Origin of the sequence: Massilia violaceinigra, from assembly GCF_002752675.1 — a bacterium.
Lineage (GTDB): Bacteria > Pseudomonadota > Gammaproteobacteria > Burkholderiales > Burkholderiaceae_D > Telluria_A > Telluria_A violaceinigra.
Genome location: NZ_CP024608.1, coordinates 3537670 through 3552726, shown reverse-complemented (window position 1 = coordinate 3552726; position 15057 = coordinate 3537670). Strand labels below are relative to the sequence as shown.

Below are 15057 nucleotides of genomic sequence, written 5' to 3'. Positions count from 1 at the left end.
CGCTCCGAATCGCCCCGCCCCCCTGCCGCTGAAAACACGTGGCAATTTATCCGCCCGTCTCGCGTTGAGCGAGCCACTAGCCAGAAATACTGTATATTTATACAGTGACGACTCGTCGGGTGTGCAGACGTCTGCACTTGCCGCCTAGCCACTGTTTTGGCCCACTGGCGAAGGTCTCCAGTTATAATTCGACGCATGAAAAAAATCACATCAGAAAACGCCCCGGCGCACTTCTCGGGGCACGAGACGTTTCCGCTTCGTCAAATGTGGCTAAAGAAGGCCTACGACCAAGCGAAATCTGGTGGAATCATTTTGAAGTCCACATTCACCGATGACAATGCGATTGCCGAGTTTGGCGTTGGCAAGAACATGGTCGGCGCCATTCGCCATTGGGCCTTGGCCTGCAATGTGATGACTGACGAAGGCGCGCCTCCCGGCGCCTATAGAGTCACTGAGGCTGCGAACGCCATATTGAGCGACGGCGGCTTGGACCCCTACTCGGAGAACCCTACCACGGCATGGTATGCGCATTGGTGGCTCGCGGGCAAAGGGCACCGATCGACCACTTGGAAGTGGCTCTTCAACAATGTGACCACGCCAATGTTCTCGCGCGAAGAACTCGAAGCCGCGTTGACGGAATATGCGCGTGGCTTGGACTCCAATCGAAAACTAGCTCCGGCGACTTTGTCTCGCGACATAGACACATGCCTGCGCGGCTATGCTCCACGATCCGCAGGCGGCTCGCCCGAAGAATATGCAGAACCGATGCTTGGCGAACTTGGGCTCATCTCCGAAGAGCGCAAGGGTCATTTCGCCTTTCGCCGAGGCCCGAAGGCCACGCTCCATGACGGCATGTTCGCATACGCACTTTTGGATTTTTGGGACTCGGCTGCGCCGGGCCTGAGCTCGCTCGCGTTCGAACAGATCGCTTTCAACGAAGGCTCGCCGGGACGCGTGTTCAAGCTCGACGAGGACTCCATTGCCGAGCGCCTTCAGGGATTGGAAAACCTCACCCGCGGCGCGCTAACGTGGACCGACACGGCCGGGCTTAAACAAGTTCATCGGGACAACGCCAAAACCAAGAATCTTAGCGAACGAATGATCGAGAAAGCCTATGCCTAACAAAAAAAGCGCCAAACTCTCGGAAATTGTCCAGGTTTCGCGCCACTACCAACGTTCGATTCGCATCGACATGGATCTTGGTCGCGCGGACGCTCTCGATGGCTACATCTGTCACGGAACGGCGACGGGTGTCTTGAGCAGCATGACGAAGCAAATGGTGGACGGCAATCAACGGCTATTCACCTGGACGGGTCCATTCGGCGGCGGAAAATCGTCTCTCGCCGTTGCGTTTGCTAGCGCGCTTGGTGCCGACAAGAGTTTGCGCGCGAAGGCGCGCGAGATTTTGCATCTGCAGAATATTCCATCTTTCGATCAAGCCCTGCCCTGCGCCAAGGGATGGCTTACGATTCCCATCGTCGGCAAACGCGGTAGCGTCGTGGCCGAGCTTTCAAAAGGCCTGCGTCGAGCGCAAGGGCTAGGAAACGAGGCCCGAAAAACAAATTCGGCAGCCCTGATAGCAGATATTTGCGCCGCGGCTGAGGCCAAAACCAACGACGGCGTTTTGATCATCATCGATGAAATGGGCAAGTTCCTCGAAGCCGCTGCCTTAGGCATGGGAGACGACGTCTATTTTTTCCAAGAACTCGCAGAGGTCGCGGCGCGGAGCTCGGGAAAGATTGTCATCGTCGGCATCCTGCATCAGTCCTTTAGCCAATACGCGACGCGCCTCGGAATTGGCTCGCGCGACGACTGGGTCAAGGTCCAGGGACGGTATTCGGACATTCCGCTTGTGGCCGCGAGCGACGAGGTTGTGGAGCTGATCGGCCGCGCGATTCAATCGACAATTACGCCCGAATGGATGATGCCTGCGTCCACTGAGATCGCAGCTTCGATCCGCGCGCAACGCCCGGCAGTTGGAGAAGGCTTCGCCAACAGCTTGGCGGCATGCTGGCCGCTGCACCCCGCCATGGCCGCGCTTCTAGGCCCAATCTCGAAACGGCAATTTGGGCAAAACGAGCGCAGCACGTTTAGTTTCCTGGCATCCGTCGAGCCGTTTGGATTTCGCTCGTATTTGGAAACGCCAAAGGTCCAGTCGTCTTGGTATCGCCCCAATGACTATTGGGATTACCTTCGCGCGAATTTGGAGCCGGCGATCCTCTCGTCGCCGGATGGGCACCGCTGGGCTCAGGCGGTGGACGCCGTCGAACGCACCGAGGCGAAGACTACCGATCCGTTGCACGTAGAGCTAATCAAGAATATCGCAGTCGTCGACCTGTTCCGCAACGGGTCTGGGCTGGCGGCAGAGCTGAGCGTCCTCAAATCACTTTTCTACGACCATACGCTGGAGCAGGTAAAGTCAGCCGTGGAGCAGCTGTCGGCTTGGCGGGTGATTCTGTTCAAGAAGCACATCGGCGCCTGGTCCGTTTTCGAGGGCAGCGATTTCGACATCGACAACGCTATTTCGGAAGCCAGGGCGGGCATGTCCGGCGTCGACTTCTCGTTGCTTTCAAGTCTCACGAATCTCTACCCTGTGATAGCCAAGCGTCACTATCACGAGACAGGCACGATGCGGTGGATGAACATGGCCCTTTGCCGCGTGGAAGATATCCAACGCATCGCCTCGAAGTTCAAGCCTGAGGCAGGCGAATTCGGATTATTTCTACTGGCGCTGCCGGGATCAATCACGAACAACAAGGCGGTGCTGCGTCTGTGCCATGAGCACTCAAGAATGAGGCCATGGCCCGTCGTCATTGGCATACCGCGTAACCATGCGAAGATTGAAGATCTTGGGTCCGAGCTTCTCGCGCTTCAAGTCGTCCAATCGCGCCACGAGCTCAACGGCGACCCTGTCGCCCGACGCGAAGTTTATGCGCGGATCTCATCCATTCGGGCCCAGGTAGAAGAACAGCTTCGCGAGGCCGTGACCAATGCACGATGGATTGCTGGCGAAAATGAGCTTGAGACAAAGGGGCGCCTGTCTCCAATCGCGTCGAATTTGGCGGATGCCGTCTACCCGTCAGCTCCGGAATTGTGGAGCGAGCTATTGAATCGCGACAGCCCCTCGAGCAACAGCGTAAAAGGCCGCCGCGATCTCCTCTACCGCATGCTCGATCACGAAGAGAAAGTAAACCTCGGCATTGAAGGCTACCCAGCCGAACGCGGCCTATACGAAACCTTGCTTCGAATTACGGGCCTGCATCGCCCGGATGCGAACGGGGTTGTTCGATTCCTGCCGCCGGACGAGCAGTCCGCCCCGACTTTTGCACCCCTGTGGAACGCGACTCGCGAACTCTTCGAGAACTCCAACGCAAGGGTAAAGGTCCCGGAGCTGCATGCCCTATGGGCGAGTGCTCCCTACGGATTGCGCAAGGGGGTCATGCCCGTTATGTTCACCGCATTCCTGCTCACCCACAAGGGCAATCTTGCCTTGTATAAGGACGGGATGTTCATTCCGCGCGTGACCGATGCGGATATCGACGAATATCTTCAAGATGCGTCCCGCTTTTCCGTTCGCTGGATTCTGATCGATCAAGAGAAGGCAGGAATTTTAGAAGGCATCTCGAACATTCTTGTCGAAGTCGGGGCTGCTGCGACCACACGGGACCCGCTGGAAGCTGCGCGTGGCCTCGTTGCCTTGGTCCTTGGCTTGCCAGCATGGAGCCAGCGCACCCACACGATTAGCGATATCGCCAGGAAAGTGCGCGACACGCTGCTCAAGGCGAACGATCCCCACAAGGTCCTATTTATCGATCTGGCGGCGCTGCTCGAAAAAGATGGGGGCGAATCGTATGTCGAATCGCTTAGAAGTCCCATTGCGGAAATCGCGCAAGCCTACGATAAATTGCTAGCAAGCATACAAGCAACGATGCTCGAAGCGCTCGATGCGCCGGGAGACCGACTGGATCGTCTGCGCGCTCGGGCCGAGGTGCTGACCGGAGTGACCGGCGATCTGCGTCAGGACGCTTTTGCGACTCGGTTGGCTAAGTATGATGGAAGCAAGGAAAGCATCGAAGGAATTCTGAGCCTCGCAGCCAACAAGCCTGCGCGCGACTGGAACGATCGCGATATCGACCACGCCCTTTTGGACATCGCCCAAGCGGCGCTTCGATTTAGGCAGGCCGAGGCATTCGCGTCGGTAAAAGGTCGGGTCCCGACGAGTGAAGCCTTCGCCGTCGTCATCGGAGCCGGCGCTGAAACACGCACGGTCTCACGCTCGTTTTCAATCCCCGATCGGCACCGCGACGCAGTCGAGTCGATGGCTGAAAAGCTAGCGTCCACCCTGATGGCCGAGGGCCATAGCACCGAAATATTGCTCGCTGCCTTGGCCAAAGCCGGCATGCGTTTAACCCTTGCAGACGACGCGAGAATGGAGAAGTCTCATGGCTGAAAAGCATGTTCTCGGAATATCGGGCGGAAAGGACAGCGCCGCCCTTGCCGTCTTCGTTCGCCAAAACTATCCTGAACTGGAAGTCGAATACTTCTTTACCGACACCGGCAAGGAGTTGCCTGAGGTTTATGAGTTCCTAGGGCGCCTAGAAGGGTTTCTAGGGCAGCCCATCGCCAAGTTGAATCCCCGCCGCGACTTCGATTTCTGGCTGCGAGAATACAAGCATTTCCTCCCTTCCGCTCAGACACGTTGGTGCACCAGGCAGTTGAAGCTTGCACCGTTCGAGCAGTGGATAAAGCCGATGCTGGCCGCCGGCGACACGGTCACTTCTTACGTTGCGATTCGCGCCGATGAGGAGTATCGCGAAGGCTACACATCGAAACACGAAAACTTGAAAGTTCGCCTTCCATTTCGCGAAGCTGGGATCGACAAGAAGGCGGTGATGGATATCCTCGAATCGTCGGGCGTCGGCATCCCGAAATATTACGACTGGCGTTCACGCAGCGGGTGCACCTTCTGTTTCTTCCAACAAAAGATTGAATGGGTGCGACTCAAAGAGCGGCATCCGGACCGATTCGAGGAGGCCAAACAATACGAGAAAAACGCGCTCGAACACGGGTCTCCGTTCACCTGGACACAGGGCGAGCCACTGGAAGAATTGGAAAAGCCTGCACGGGTCATCCAAATTGTGAACGACTTCGACCGCCGGAAGCAACGTGACCTAGCAAGCAGGCCGATAAATCCACTACGTCCAGCCGATAAGATCGACGACATCGACGACATCTACGGGGACGATGAAGGCAACGGCGCATGCGTCGTCTGCCACAAGTAAGAGAACCGAACCCAAAGATTGTTGCTGATAATGTTGGTGGTCCTGATGATCCCCTCGATGATTCAGGTCTAAGCAGCGGTGTAACCCCAACATTCGTTCGGGTTAGTCACGCGAGACCTCATAGATTGACCGCCGCTACACTAACCTCAGGTCCATTATTGCCGCCTTTGCCACGACGGCCTCCGCCCTTGGATCTTCGGAGTTTGTTCTATTTGTCCGGACTCCCGGAGGCGGTAAAAAACCATCTTCATTGAACTTTCGGATTTTATACCGGTTATTTCGCGAGCGATTGTATTGGTTATTTCTGCCTCCCGACTTAAATATTCCATAACAATCTGCTCAGGTGATCCAAGACTCTCGTGCCGCAGAGTGACAATAACCGAACTATCCGTTTCGTCAATTAATGGTTTTTTGAGTCGCAATTTCCCCATCGCTTCAAATGCAGTATTCAGCCCCTCTCCCACATCTTTGTTCGGAGGGTTCTTGAATTTATTGATGAGTCGAACAATCTTCGGATTTCTGGCAAACTGGGTCTGGATGATATTTTGTAACTGTTCAGCCTGAATGACCAAAGCAATCAGCGGTTGTAAACTATGTGCAATTGCCGCATCATGTTGTCATGCCACCGAAACCGCCTCGTCCCGACCTCACGCACCTGTCCGATACCGATAAGGACCGGCTCATCGACGCCTTGTTTGCGCGCCTGGACGCGGTCGAAGCGAAACTGGGCATGACCAGCGAGAATTCGAGCAAACCGCCATCGTCGGATGGCCTAGCGAGAAAGCCGAAGACTAGCTCGTTGCGCGGCAAGTCTGGCAAGGCGGTTGGAGGCCAACCTGGCCATAAAGGCAGCACGCTCAAGAGGGTGGCCGAGCCCACCGGAACGGAGGATCATCCGCCGCCGTCGCACTGCGACCGCTGCCACAGTGCGTTGCCCCTGGAGCAGGCAAAAATGCTGGACAGCCGTCAGGTATTCGATGTGCCGGCGATGAGCTTCGAGGTGATCGAACACCGCGTCTACACGGTCGTATGCGCCTGCGGCCAGCGGCACGACAGCGCTTTTCCCGCCGCAGTCAGCGAAGTGGCGCAATACGGTCCGAATGTGCGCGCACTGGGCGTGCATCTGACCCAAGGACAGATGCTGCCATATGCCCGCGCCGCCGAGTTGATTTGCGAGATGACGGGCTTATCGGTATCGCCGGCAACGCTGCACGCATGGGTTGGCGATGCCAGCGTGGCTTTGCAAGGCACAGCCGACCTGATCGCACGGCAGTTGCACCACGCGCCAGTGCTGTGCGCCGACGAATCCGGCCTGCGTGTGGACGGCAAGCTGCACTGGATGCATGTAGCGGCCACTGCGGATCTCACCTGGTACGGCATGCACGCAAAGCGCGGCCTGGAGGCTATCGTCGCGCATGGCATTCTGCCCAAACGCCTCGGCGTCCTGGTGCACGACTGCTGGGCTCCCTACTGGAAACTCGACGATGGCCTGCACGCCTTGTGCAATGCTCATCTCCTTCGAGAACTGGTTTATGCGCAAGAGGTGACCGGCCAGGACTGGCCGGCCGCCATGACGGAACTGCTGCTCAACGCTCATAGACTGAGCGCGGCGGCGCGCCAGCAAGGCCGGCCATTTGACGCCGATGCCATCGCCGCCTTCACCACCGTCTACAACGATATCGTGCGCGCAGGCGAACAATTGAACCCTCTCAAACTCAAGCCCGACGGAAAACGTGGTCGCTGCAAACAGTCCGACGCCCACAATTTGCTGCGCCGCTTCCGACTGCACGCCGACGCCATCTTGCGCTTCATCGCCGACCCCACCGTCCCGTTCTCCAACAATATTGCTGAACGGGCCGTGCGCATGCCCAAGGTCAAACAGAAAATATCGGGCTGCTTCCGCACCGTTACCGGCGCCGCCAACTTCTGCACCATCCGCTCCTGCCTCGACACGCTACGCAAGCAGGGACACAGCATGTTGGAAGTGCTGCGTCGGGCATTTGCTGGCGATCCGATCATGCCAGCTGCGTAGCGGCCGAACAGTTAACAATCGCATTCAATACCATGGTCAAACCGAAGCGCAAACTGACCTCCGCCCAGAAAAGGGAGAAGGCGCAGTTCATGACAATCTTCATCAACGGAAAACAAAAACGGGTGCGTCGTCCGGTCCTGATGGACGGCCTGGGTCCCGATGAGTTCTACTTGCGAAATGCCGATTCGATCGCGCTGCATCAAGACGGGCTATGGGAATGCACAGCGGCGGCCGAACAAGGCGACATCGCTTTCACCGATGCGAATGACGCGGATTGCTTTGGTCATTCAGGCTGAATAGTTACGATATTTTTAAGTGTCACATGACCCGGAAGGCGGCCAGGGCTTTCAATCTCAACTCGATTATCGAATATCCTAACCTGAACATCCGCTTGAACATTGTAGTCTCGGTGCAACACAGCATTTGTCAAAATTTCGTGTAACGCTTCCTCAGGGTATTCAATTTTTTGGAGGCCACTTGGTCCCAACTTCTCAATGCCTTCTATAATTTCCTTAACTTTTTCGACGGTTTCGTAAATTAAGGAATAAACGGGTCCCTCGATAGTTATCGGATCAAAAACAAGATAGTCACGTTCCGCGTCTTGTTTTGTCTGATATCTCAACACCTTCACTGCCGATCGCTTGGCTAGAATCGCCTGTGGGCAATCCGAAAACAAAAGTATGCCTCCGACAGTAGGCCGGCCGTCAATAAGAACACGCTGTTTACTCAGCCAAGCTCCTGGTTCTCCTGACGGCACGACGTCTAAGAGGAATGACAGCACAGTAGCAGAGTTGGTTATTTCGTCTGAATCGATATGTCATAATTCGTCTTCGAACGACTTTATACCCTTGTCATACCTCAATCGTTCCAGCGCGTCATCTCCAGAAACCGGCAGGCTCTGTGCATTTCGACGCACATAGCACCGCCCGTCTGACGCAGCAACCATATCCTTAGTCTTGAAAATCGTTAAATGTAAAACGATTCCGGGGGCGTCAGGGAATCGAAGGAATTCTGCGACGTAATTATTCCCAAGTGGATTCATTTGCTCCAAAACTTGGAAAACCGGATTAGCGGCCTCCTGATCCTCGAAGCCCCGCCAGAGACGATACTTCCGGTTCAAATCGACCATTTCCTCGATTCCAATGTAAATTTCGCCACCGCTCGTATTCGCAAATGCTGCAATTGTCGTGACTGTTCAGCGCCTATGCAGTTGGCTGGATGGGATTACCGGCGAATGCTCGCTGTAGCACTTCCAGCATACCGTGACCCTGCTTGCGCAGCGTATCAAGGCAGGAGCGAATGACACAGAAATTGTCGGCGCCTTCGACGGTGCGTAAGCGTCGGCCCAGCGCCGTCTTGAGCCAGCTGTCGAATTGCTTGATGATAGCGTCACACCGCTGGGAAGCGGCGTGTTGTTAGGCAGGTGCCAACTGCCCGGCGCAATGCCAGGGCAGAAACTCGTCAACACGGTTGACGGGATGATCGGCGATGTGGGCTAGCACATGGCGCAACCAGGCTTCGGGGTCGACACCGTTGAGCTTGGCCGTCCCGATCAGCGAGTAGATGGCGGCAGCGCGTTCGCCGCCCGTGTCGGCGCCGGCAAACAGATAGTTACGGCGACCGATGGCAACCCCGCGCAGAGCGCGTTCTGCGGCGGAGTTGTCGATCTCGATCAGGCCGTCATCGCAATAGCGCGCCAGCGCCGGCCACAGATTGAGGGCGTACAGAATCGCCGCCGACGTATCGGACTTGCGTGAGAGTTTTTCAAGCATGCCTCGCAACCATCGCTCCAGATCGTCAATCAGCGGTTTGGCCTTGGCTTGTCGTGCCTGGCGTCGCTCGTTCGGGGGCTTGCCGCGGATCTTCGCTTCGATCGCGTACAGCTCACCGATGCGGCCCAAGGCTTCGCTCGTCAGTGCAGAGGGTCTGGCTTCATGTAAGTCGTAGAATTTGCGGCGCGCATGCGCCCAGCAGGCTGCCTCCTGGATCGTGCCGTCCTCGTAAAGCGCGTTGAAGCCTGTGTAGGCATCGGCCTGGAGCACGCCCTTATAGCTGGCAAGGTGGGTTTGCGGATGGATGCCTTTGCGGTCGGGCGTATAGGCAAACCACACGGCCGGTGGCGTGGTGTCGCCGCTCGGCCTGTCGTCACGCACGTAGGTCCACAGACGCGCCGTCTTTGTCTTCCCATTGCCTGGTGCCAGCACCGGAATCGGGGTGTCGTCCGCGTGCAGCTTGGCACCGGCGAGCACATGGCGCCGGATCGCGTCGACCAAGGGGCGCAACAGCGCGCTGGCAGCACCGACCCAGCTGGCGAGCAAAGCGCGATCCAGATCGACACCGTCGCGTGCATACATGACTGCCTGCCGGTACAGCGGCAGATGGTCGGCGAACTTGGCCACCAGCACGTGCGCCAGCAAGCCCGGCCCGGCAATGCCCCGCTCGATCGGCCGGCTCGGCGCCGGCGCCTGCACGATGGCGTCGCAGCAGCTGCATGCCAGCTTTGGACGCACATGGCGGATCACGCGCAAGCTCGCCGGCACATATTCCAGTTGTTCAGCCACGTCTTCGCCCAGGTGGCGCAAGCCACCTCCGCAGGCCGGGCACGCGTTGGCGCCGGGCGGATAGACCTTTTCATCGCGCGGCAGGTGCTCGGGCAGCGGCCTGCGCACCGATTTCCTGCGCGGCGCCCGATCCGCTTCGGGCATTTGCCGCTCTGCTTCGGCCTCGTCTGCCTGCAGGTCTTCCAGTTGCAATTCGAGCTGCTCAATCTGGCGGTCGAGCTTTTCCGACTTGCGGCCGAACTGCATGCGCCGCAGTTTGGCAATCATCAGTTTCAGATGTTCGATCTCTGCGGCCCGCGTGTTCAGCTGCGCTTCCAGGCCCAGGATCTGCTCATCGCGGGCCAACAGCAATTCATCGCGTGCCAACAGCAAAGCCTTCAAGGCTTCGATGTCGTTGGGCAGGTCGGCGGTGTTGAGCATGTGCCGAGTTTACGCGACCCGTTTCATGTTTACAAGGCCAACGTTGGCTGCCACGTCCGTTCCGGGCGCCGCCAGTCAATTCCCTCCAGCAGCATCGACAGCTGCGCCTGGCTTAGCGTGACGCTGCCACTGCTCGCTTGCGGCCAGACGAAACGGCCTTTCTCAAGCCGCTTGGCCAGCAGGCACAGGCCATCGCCGGTCCACCACAGCACTTTGATCATGTCGCCGCGCCGGCCACGGAACACGAACACGTGGCCGCTGTACGGATTCTCCTTAAGCGCACTGTCCACCTTTGCCGCCAGGCCGTTCATACCGGCGCGCATGTCGGTGATGCCGGCTGCAAGCCAGATGCGCGTGCCTGCGGGCAGCCCGATCATGGCAGCAGGCGCGCCAGCACTTGGGCCAGCGCCACCGCATCAACGCCACCTTCGAGCCGCAGCTGCGCACGGCCCACCGTCAGCAGCATGACGCCCGAAGCCGGTAGTGCAGGCTTGGCAGCCACGTCTGGCGAATCCAGAACGGTGACCGGCATCAGCGCGGCCGGTGCCGCGTTCACCGCGCCGTGCAGGTCGGCGAATTGTCTGCGCCAGGTGAAGACCTGGTTGGCATTGATGTTGAACTCTCGAGCCAGGCGCGACACCGACGTGCCCGCGACAAGAGATCTGGCGACGACTTCTCGCTTGAATTCCGTGCTGTGCTGTCTGTAGGGACCGCGCTTGCGAGGTGTGGTGAGTGATTGAATTTTTGTGTCCATAATCGAAATTGTGGGCACAATTGAATTTGTACCCCGCCTTCAATCATGGCGCTGACGGATCAGGCGGTAAAGACGTCAGTGGGAAGACGCTTACGACGGTGCGGAAGCAGCCCGAAACCTTCTGTTTTACCTTGGGCATGCGCACGGCCCGTTCGGCCACGTTGTTGGTGAACGGTACGGCGAGATCGCGAATGAACAACAGGACGGCGTCAGCATGTTTGCGGAAGCGCCGGAGTAGATTGCAGGCGACCGATTGCTTGGCGCGGCCGCCCTTCCAGATGGGAAGTTCGATCTCGGGATGCAGTGCTTCCCCTTCAACGACGATGGCGTCATAAAGTGTCGTGAATGCAGCGATGTCGGTTTCGCTGAAGCGCTTTCCGGAGCGCCGTGCAGCCCAACATAGCTGATTGGCGCTGAGCAGGAAATCCGTCATCGTCTGGGGCCACTGATGTCCCGTGAGTTCCTTCACGTACAGCAGTTTGCTGTGGTCAAGTTATTTCGGACACAACGATAGGTTCGCGTACTGCCATTTTCCGTTCGTAGACGGCGGGCGACAGATTGCCCAATGCTGAATTGATGCGTTTGCAGTTGTAAAAGCCGACGATGTAGTCGGTGATGTCGGCCTTGGCCTCGGCATGATTGGCATATTGGCGCTGCCAGACACGCTCCATCTTGAGGTTCAAGAAGAAGCGCTCTGCAACGGCGTTGTCCCAACAATTTCCCTTACGACTCATGCTGCAAACGAAGCCGTGTTGTGCCAGCAGATCCTGGTAAAGCTCGCTCGCGTACTGGCTGCCTCGGTCCGAATGGACGACGAGTCCCGGTGCCGGTTGCCGCTGTTGAATGGCCATGTTCAATGCGTCGCAGACCAGCTTAGCAGGCATGCTCGGTGCCATGGCCCAGCCGACCACCTTGCGCGCGTACAAGTCCAGGACTGTGGCCAGGTACAACCATCCTGCGCCGGTGCGAATGTACGTGATATCGCTGACGTATGCCAGATTTGGGGCCGTTGGATTGAACTGCCGATTGAGCACATTGGCGGCAATAGGCAAGTCGTGCTTGCTGTCTGTCGTGTGAACGAATTTTCGCTTCCAGACGGGCTTCAAGGCCGCCTTACGCATCAAACTGCGCACCTTGTAGCGCCCGATTTGGAAGCCTTCGCCAGCCATGGCCGTGACCAACCGACGGCTGCCGTAGCTCTGATGGCTTGCCATGAACAAAGCCTTCAGGTGCACGGTTTCCTTGCAGACAACTGGCTTGATGGAGCGGCGCTGCGACGCGTAAAAACCGGACCGGCTGACGTCGAGGATGCGGCAGCTGCTCTGAACCGGAATGGCCTCCTTTTGCAGTTGAACAATGAGCTGATGCATCATTTCATTTCGCGGGCAAAGAAGGCCGAGGCCTTTTTTAAGATAGTCACATCCTGTCTCAGCTGCAGATTTTCCGCCTCCAATTGCCGGATCCTCTGCTGCTCGGCAGTGAGTGGCTTGCCGATGCCCGGCTGGCCGCTCTGCTCAGCACCGTACTGGGTCAGCCAGCGGCGAATCGCGGTCTGGCCGATGCTCATGCTCTCGCTGACGTTCTGAATGCTCTGTCCCTGCTCTTTGATCATTCGAACCACTTCCAGCTTCAGGCTGGGATCGAATGTCTTCCGTTTTCTTGTTGCCATGTATTACTCCTCAGATGGTGGATTTTCCACCTATTGAGGTGTCCGGGCAAATTAGACCACAGCAGTTCGCGCAGCAAATGCGCGTTGCACAAGGCGTGTGTGGCATCGTCCAGTTTCCAGTACGGCGACCAGCAGTCGTGCACCAGTACGCCCGAGCGATGGGGCAAGATGGCATGCGCGGTGATCGCCTCCATGCCACGCTTGGCGTGCAAGCCGTACCAAGTAAGCGTGTCGTTGGCCGCGATATGAAGCCAGTGCAGTTGACCAGCCACACGCAGGCCTGATTCATCGGCGTTGACCAGCGCGGCGTCGCGCAAATACTGCGCGATCAGATCTGCCGTGCCTTGCAATGCAAGGCGCGCTTCGCCTACCCAGGCCACCAGCGTGCCGGGTGAAATAGCGAGACCATACACGTCACGAATCAGCTCGGCGGCGCGAGCAAACGGTAGCATCTGGCCCTGCGTGAGGTGGACCGCCAACGCGCGCACGTTGGGGCCGTATTGCACCGGCTCGGTCACGTTAGCCGGGAATGCGCTGCTGTGCAGTTGTCCACACTGGCAGCGCACGGATAGCGTGCGGTGTTCCACGATGTCGAACGCAACGACAGGGCACCTCGAAAAACCCTCGTGAATCTGGCATGATATCGGTGCCTCGACTCTGACGTAATTTTTCATGATCAAGACCAGTCTGTTTGCTGACCAAGAGCGCGAAGCCAAGCTGAACAAGCTCGGCGATGCACTGGTGGTGATGGAGCGGCATGTCGACTTCGCCGCCCTGGCTGCCGAGGTCGACCTTGCGGCACCACGCCCTAGCCGCGAGCGCGGCGGCCGTCCGCCTTTCCCCACCGAATTGATGGTGCGCGTACTGTTGATCCAACAGCTGTTCAACTTGAGCGATGAGCAGATGGAATTCCAGCTGCTCGATCGCTTGAGCTTCCAGCGCTTTGCCGGCTTGCGCGCGAGTAGTCAGATCCCGGATCGGACGACGATCTGGACTTTCAAGGAGCGCTTGATCCAGGCCGGCGCCAGCGAGAGCGTATTCGATGCGGTCAATCGCCAACTGTCCCAGCACGGCTACATTGCGCGCGGCGGGCAGATGATCGACGCGAGCATTGTGCAGGCGCCGAAACAGTCGCTGAACAAGGAAGAGAAAACCCTGGTCATGCAAGGCGCGATACCGGCCGGCTGGAAGCCGGCCAAGCGGCGTCAGAAGGATACGCAAGCGCGCTGGACGAAGAAACACGGCAAGTCCTACTTCGGCTATAAGGTCTCGGTCAACGCCGACAAACGCTACAAGCTGGTGCGCAAGATCAAGGTCAGCACGGCCAGCGAACATGACACCACGCATTTCGAGGAGGTGCTCGATCCCTCCAACACGAATCGCAACATCCTGGCCGACAAGGGTTACGTCGACGGCGAGCGCGAAGCGCGGTTGAACAAGCAGGGCTGGCGCATGCACATCCAGCGCAAAGGTAGCAAGGACAAGCCGATTTCCGATGCCCAGCAGCGCCGCAACCATCGCATCGCCAAGACACGCGCACGCGTCGAACACGTGTTCGCGGGCATGGCCCAGATGGGCGGCAAGGCGTTGCGCTCCATTGGCCTGGCGCGCGCCACGCTGCACCTGAACTGGAAGGTCGCTGCCTACAACTTGCAGCGCCTCGTCTACTTGAAGGAGGCAGGTATCGAGGCGTTCTAACGCCCGAGGTCCGTTCGGGCCGCCGAATTTGAGCAACGTAGCCTGAAAAAGAGGTCGGGAAACAACGTCGCTCGCGCAATGCGGGCCACATTCAAACACCCCGTTCGCAGGCAACCGCGAAATCACGGGTTATTCGAGGTGCCCGACAGGCACATCGAATACCTGACGGCGTTCTTGGACTACGGCATCGTACAGCGGCAATGCATGCTGACAGCGGTTGCAGTGTTCTGGCAGCGGATGATCGGTGTGGCTGGTCGGCTGCAAGGCCTGCTTGAGTGTGGTGCCCTTGCGGCCAGCCTGGCCGCCGGGCAGTTTGCCCGACGACTCGCGCAAGGAACTGGTCTTCTTGGTCAGTCCATCCGACGAGGGTGGCTTGCTGGAATTGTTGCTGTTCTTGTTGACCTTCGATTCGAGCGCCTCCAAGCGGGCCAGTAACGTCAGAATGAGGATGTCCTTCTGTTCGTGGGACAGGCAGGTCAGGTCGGGAGAAGGAGGTTTCGTTGCCATCCGAGCATGATGAACGTGATCGGAATTGTTTACAACAAATATCTGGCGTTCATAGGGACTGAACAGTCACCAATTGTCTTCGTCAACTTGCTCGGCGCAATCGCTGAACTCTTTAAGTCCACAAAATGAGACTC

At 58.0% G+C, this 15057-nt stretch carries 16 protein-coding genes; 6 read left to right on the top strand and 10 right to left on the bottom strand.

The features are described from left to right. Positions 1 to 195: 195 nt before the first annotated feature. Genes CR152_RS16005 through CR152_RS15995 form a run of 3 tightly spaced genes read left to right on the top strand, consistent with a single transcriptional unit; the run spans position 196 to position 5282 of the window. Positions 196 to 1122, top strand: a complete 927-nt coding sequence (locus CR152_RS16005; protein ID WP_099875956.1) for a DUF4007 family protein — start codon at positions 196 to 198, stop codon at positions 1120 to 1122. Continuing rightward, positions 1115 to 4450, top strand: coding sequence for an ATP-binding protein (locus tag CR152_RS16000; RefSeq protein WP_099875954.1), 3336 nt, complete (start codon positions 1115 to 1117; stop codon positions 4448 to 4450). The genes CR152_RS16005 and CR152_RS16000 overlap by 8 nt, the downstream gene beginning before the upstream one ends. Then, complete coding sequence (locus CR152_RS15995; RefSeq protein ID WP_099875952.1) at positions 4443 to 5282, top strand: phosphoadenosine phosphosulfate reductase family protein; 840 nt, start codon at positions 4443 to 4445, stop codon at positions 5280 to 5282. The genes CR152_RS16000 and CR152_RS15995 overlap by 8 nt, the downstream gene beginning before the upstream one ends. A gap of 155 nt (positions 5283 to 5437) precedes the next feature. On the opposite strand, the gene CR152_RS15990 is transcribed toward CR152_RS15995, so the two are convergent. Continuing rightward, the gene (locus tag CR152_RS15990) at positions 5438 to 5854 is read right to left on the bottom strand and encodes an ATP-binding protein (RefSeq protein ID WP_208640134.1); all 417 of its coding nucleotides are present in this window, start codon (positions 5852 to 5854) and stop codon (positions 5438 to 5440) included. A gap of 47 nt (positions 5855 to 5901) precedes the next feature. Between CR152_RS15990 and tnpC (CR152_RS15985) the strand changes: the two genes are divergently transcribed. Both tnpC (CR152_RS15985) and CR152_RS33845 read left to right on the top strand, forming a co-directional pair. Beyond that, positions 5902 to 7314: an IS66 family transposase gene (gene tnpC, locus CR152_RS15985; RefSeq protein ID WP_099874652.1), complete on the top strand. Its 1413-nt coding sequence runs from the start codon at positions 5902 to 5904 to the stop codon at positions 7312 to 7314. Between the two features lie 89 nt (positions 7315 to 7403). Beyond that, positions 7404 to 7610, top strand: coding sequence for a hypothetical protein (locus CR152_RS33845; RefSeq protein ID WP_208640098.1), 207 nt, complete (start codon positions 7404 to 7406; stop codon positions 7608 to 7610). Here CR152_RS33845 and CR152_RS15975 read toward each other — a convergent pair. The 8 genes from CR152_RS15975 to CR152_RS15940 all read right to left on the bottom strand — a co-directional run bounded on the left by CR152_RS15975 (position 7598) and on the right by CR152_RS15940 (position 13392). Next, positions 7598 to 7990: an ATP-binding protein gene (locus CR152_RS15975; protein ID WP_157778528.1), complete on the bottom strand. Its 393-nt coding sequence runs from the start codon at positions 7988 to 7990 to the stop codon at positions 7598 to 7600. The two genes, CR152_RS33845 and CR152_RS15975, sit on opposite strands and share 13 nt — an antisense overlap. Before the next feature lie 141 nt (positions 7991 to 8131). Next, positions 8132 to 8497, bottom strand: a complete 366-nt coding sequence (locus tag CR152_RS15970; RefSeq protein ID WP_099875948.1) for an ATP-binding protein — start codon at positions 8495 to 8497, stop codon at positions 8132 to 8134. Between the two features lie 232 nt (positions 8498 to 8729). Then, entirely contained in the window at positions 8730 to 10295 is a 1566-nt protein-coding gene (tnpC, locus tag CR152_RS15965; RefSeq protein WP_099874907.1) for an IS66 family transposase, read from the bottom strand. A 29-nt stretch (positions 10296 to 10324) separates the two neighbouring features. Beyond that, the gene (tnpB, locus tag CR152_RS15960) at positions 10325 to 10672 is read right to left on the bottom strand and encodes an IS66 family insertion sequence element accessory protein TnpB (protein ID WP_099874908.1); all 348 of its coding nucleotides are present in this window, start codon (positions 10670 to 10672) and stop codon (positions 10325 to 10327) included. Continuing rightward, positions 10669 to 11049: an IS66-like element accessory protein TnpA gene (gene tnpA / locus CR152_RS15955; protein WP_099874909.1), complete on the bottom strand. Its 381-nt coding sequence runs from the start codon at positions 11047 to 11049 to the stop codon at positions 10669 to 10671. The genes tnpB and tnpA overlap by 4 nt, the downstream gene beginning before the upstream one ends. Before the next feature lie 43 nt (positions 11050 to 11092). Then, positions 11093 to 11482: an IS66 family transposase gene (locus CR152_RS34670; RefSeq protein WP_099875946.1), complete on the bottom strand. Its 390-nt coding sequence runs from the start codon at positions 11480 to 11482 to the stop codon at positions 11093 to 11095. A gap of 55 nt (positions 11483 to 11537) precedes the next feature. After that, a protein-coding gene (locus tag CR152_RS15945) for an IS3 family transposase (RefSeq protein WP_208640133.1) occupies positions 11538 to 12718 on the bottom strand; the annotation gives its coding sequence in 2 pieces (ribosomal slippage) (positions 11538 to 12469 and positions 12469 to 12718; 1182 coding nt in all). Then, the gene (locus tag CR152_RS15940; protein WP_099875942.1) at positions 12679 to 13392 is read right to left on the bottom strand and encodes an IS66 family transposase; all 714 of its coding nucleotides are present in this window, start codon (positions 13390 to 13392) and stop codon (positions 12679 to 12681) included. Before CR152_RS15940 ends, CR152_RS15945 begins: the two co-directional genes overlap by 40 nt. Between CR152_RS15940 and CR152_RS15935 the strand changes: the two genes are divergently transcribed. Beyond that, positions 13391 to 14416 (top strand): IS5 family transposase, encoded by a 1026-nt coding sequence (locus tag CR152_RS15935; RefSeq protein WP_099875941.1) that lies wholly within the window; start codon positions 13391 to 13393, stop codon positions 14414 to 14416. The genes CR152_RS15940 and CR152_RS15935 overlap by 2 nt on opposite strands. Before the next feature lie 129 nt (positions 14417 to 14545). On the opposite strand, the gene CR152_RS35035 is transcribed toward CR152_RS15935, so the two are convergent. Continuing rightward, positions 14546 to 14923 carry a DUF6444 domain-containing protein gene (locus CR152_RS35035; RefSeq protein ID WP_099875939.1) on the bottom strand — a complete coding sequence of 126 codons (378 nt, stop codon included), beginning with the start codon at positions 14921 to 14923 and terminating at the stop codon, positions 14546 to 14548. Positions 14924 to 15057: the final 134 nt, after the last annotated feature.

Coding starts and splice junctions, on each gene's coding strand:
- CR152_RS34670 (WP_099875946.1), bottom strand. CDS start 11,482: ATGACGGATTTCCTGCTCAGCGCCAATCAGCTATGTTGGGCTGCACGG.
- tnpB (WP_099874908.1), bottom strand. CDS start 10,672: ATGATCGGGCTGCCCGCAGGCACGCGCATCTGGCTTGCAGCCGGCATC.
- CR152_RS15935 (WP_099875941.1), top strand. CDS start 13,391: ATGATCAAGACCAGTCTGTTTGCTGACCAAGAGCGCGAAGCCAAGCTG.
- CR152_RS35035 (WP_099875939.1), bottom strand. CDS start 14,923: ATGGCAACGAAACCTCCTTCTCCCGACCTGACCTGCCTGTCCCACGAA.
- CR152_RS15995 (WP_099875952.1), top strand. CDS start 4,443: ATGGCTGAAAAGCATGTTCTCGGAATATCGGGCGGAAAGGACAGCGCC.
- tnpC (WP_099874907.1), bottom strand. CDS start 10,295: ATGCTCAACACCGCCGACCTGCCCAACGACATCGAAGCCTTGAAGGCT.
- CR152_RS16005 (WP_099875956.1), top strand. CDS start 196: ATGAAAAAAATCACATCAGAAAACGCCCCGGCGCACTTCTCGGGGCAC.
- tnpC (WP_099874652.1), top strand. CDS start 5,902: ATGCCACCGAAACCGCCTCGTCCCGACCTCACGCACCTGTCCGATACC.
- CR152_RS16000 (WP_099875954.1), top strand. CDS start 1,115: ATGCCTAACAAAAAAAGCGCCAAACTCTCGGAAATTGTCCAGGTTTCG.
- CR152_RS33845 (WP_208640098.1), top strand. CDS start 7,404: ATGACAATCTTCATCAACGGAAAACAAAAACGGGTGCGTCGTCCGGTC.
- tnpA (WP_099874909.1), bottom strand. CDS start 11,049: ATGGACACAAAAATTCAATCACTCACCACACCTCGCAAGCGCGGTCCC.
- CR152_RS15940 (WP_099875942.1), bottom strand. CDS start 13,392: ATGAAAAATTACGTCAGAGTCGAGGCACCGATATCATGCCAGATTCAC.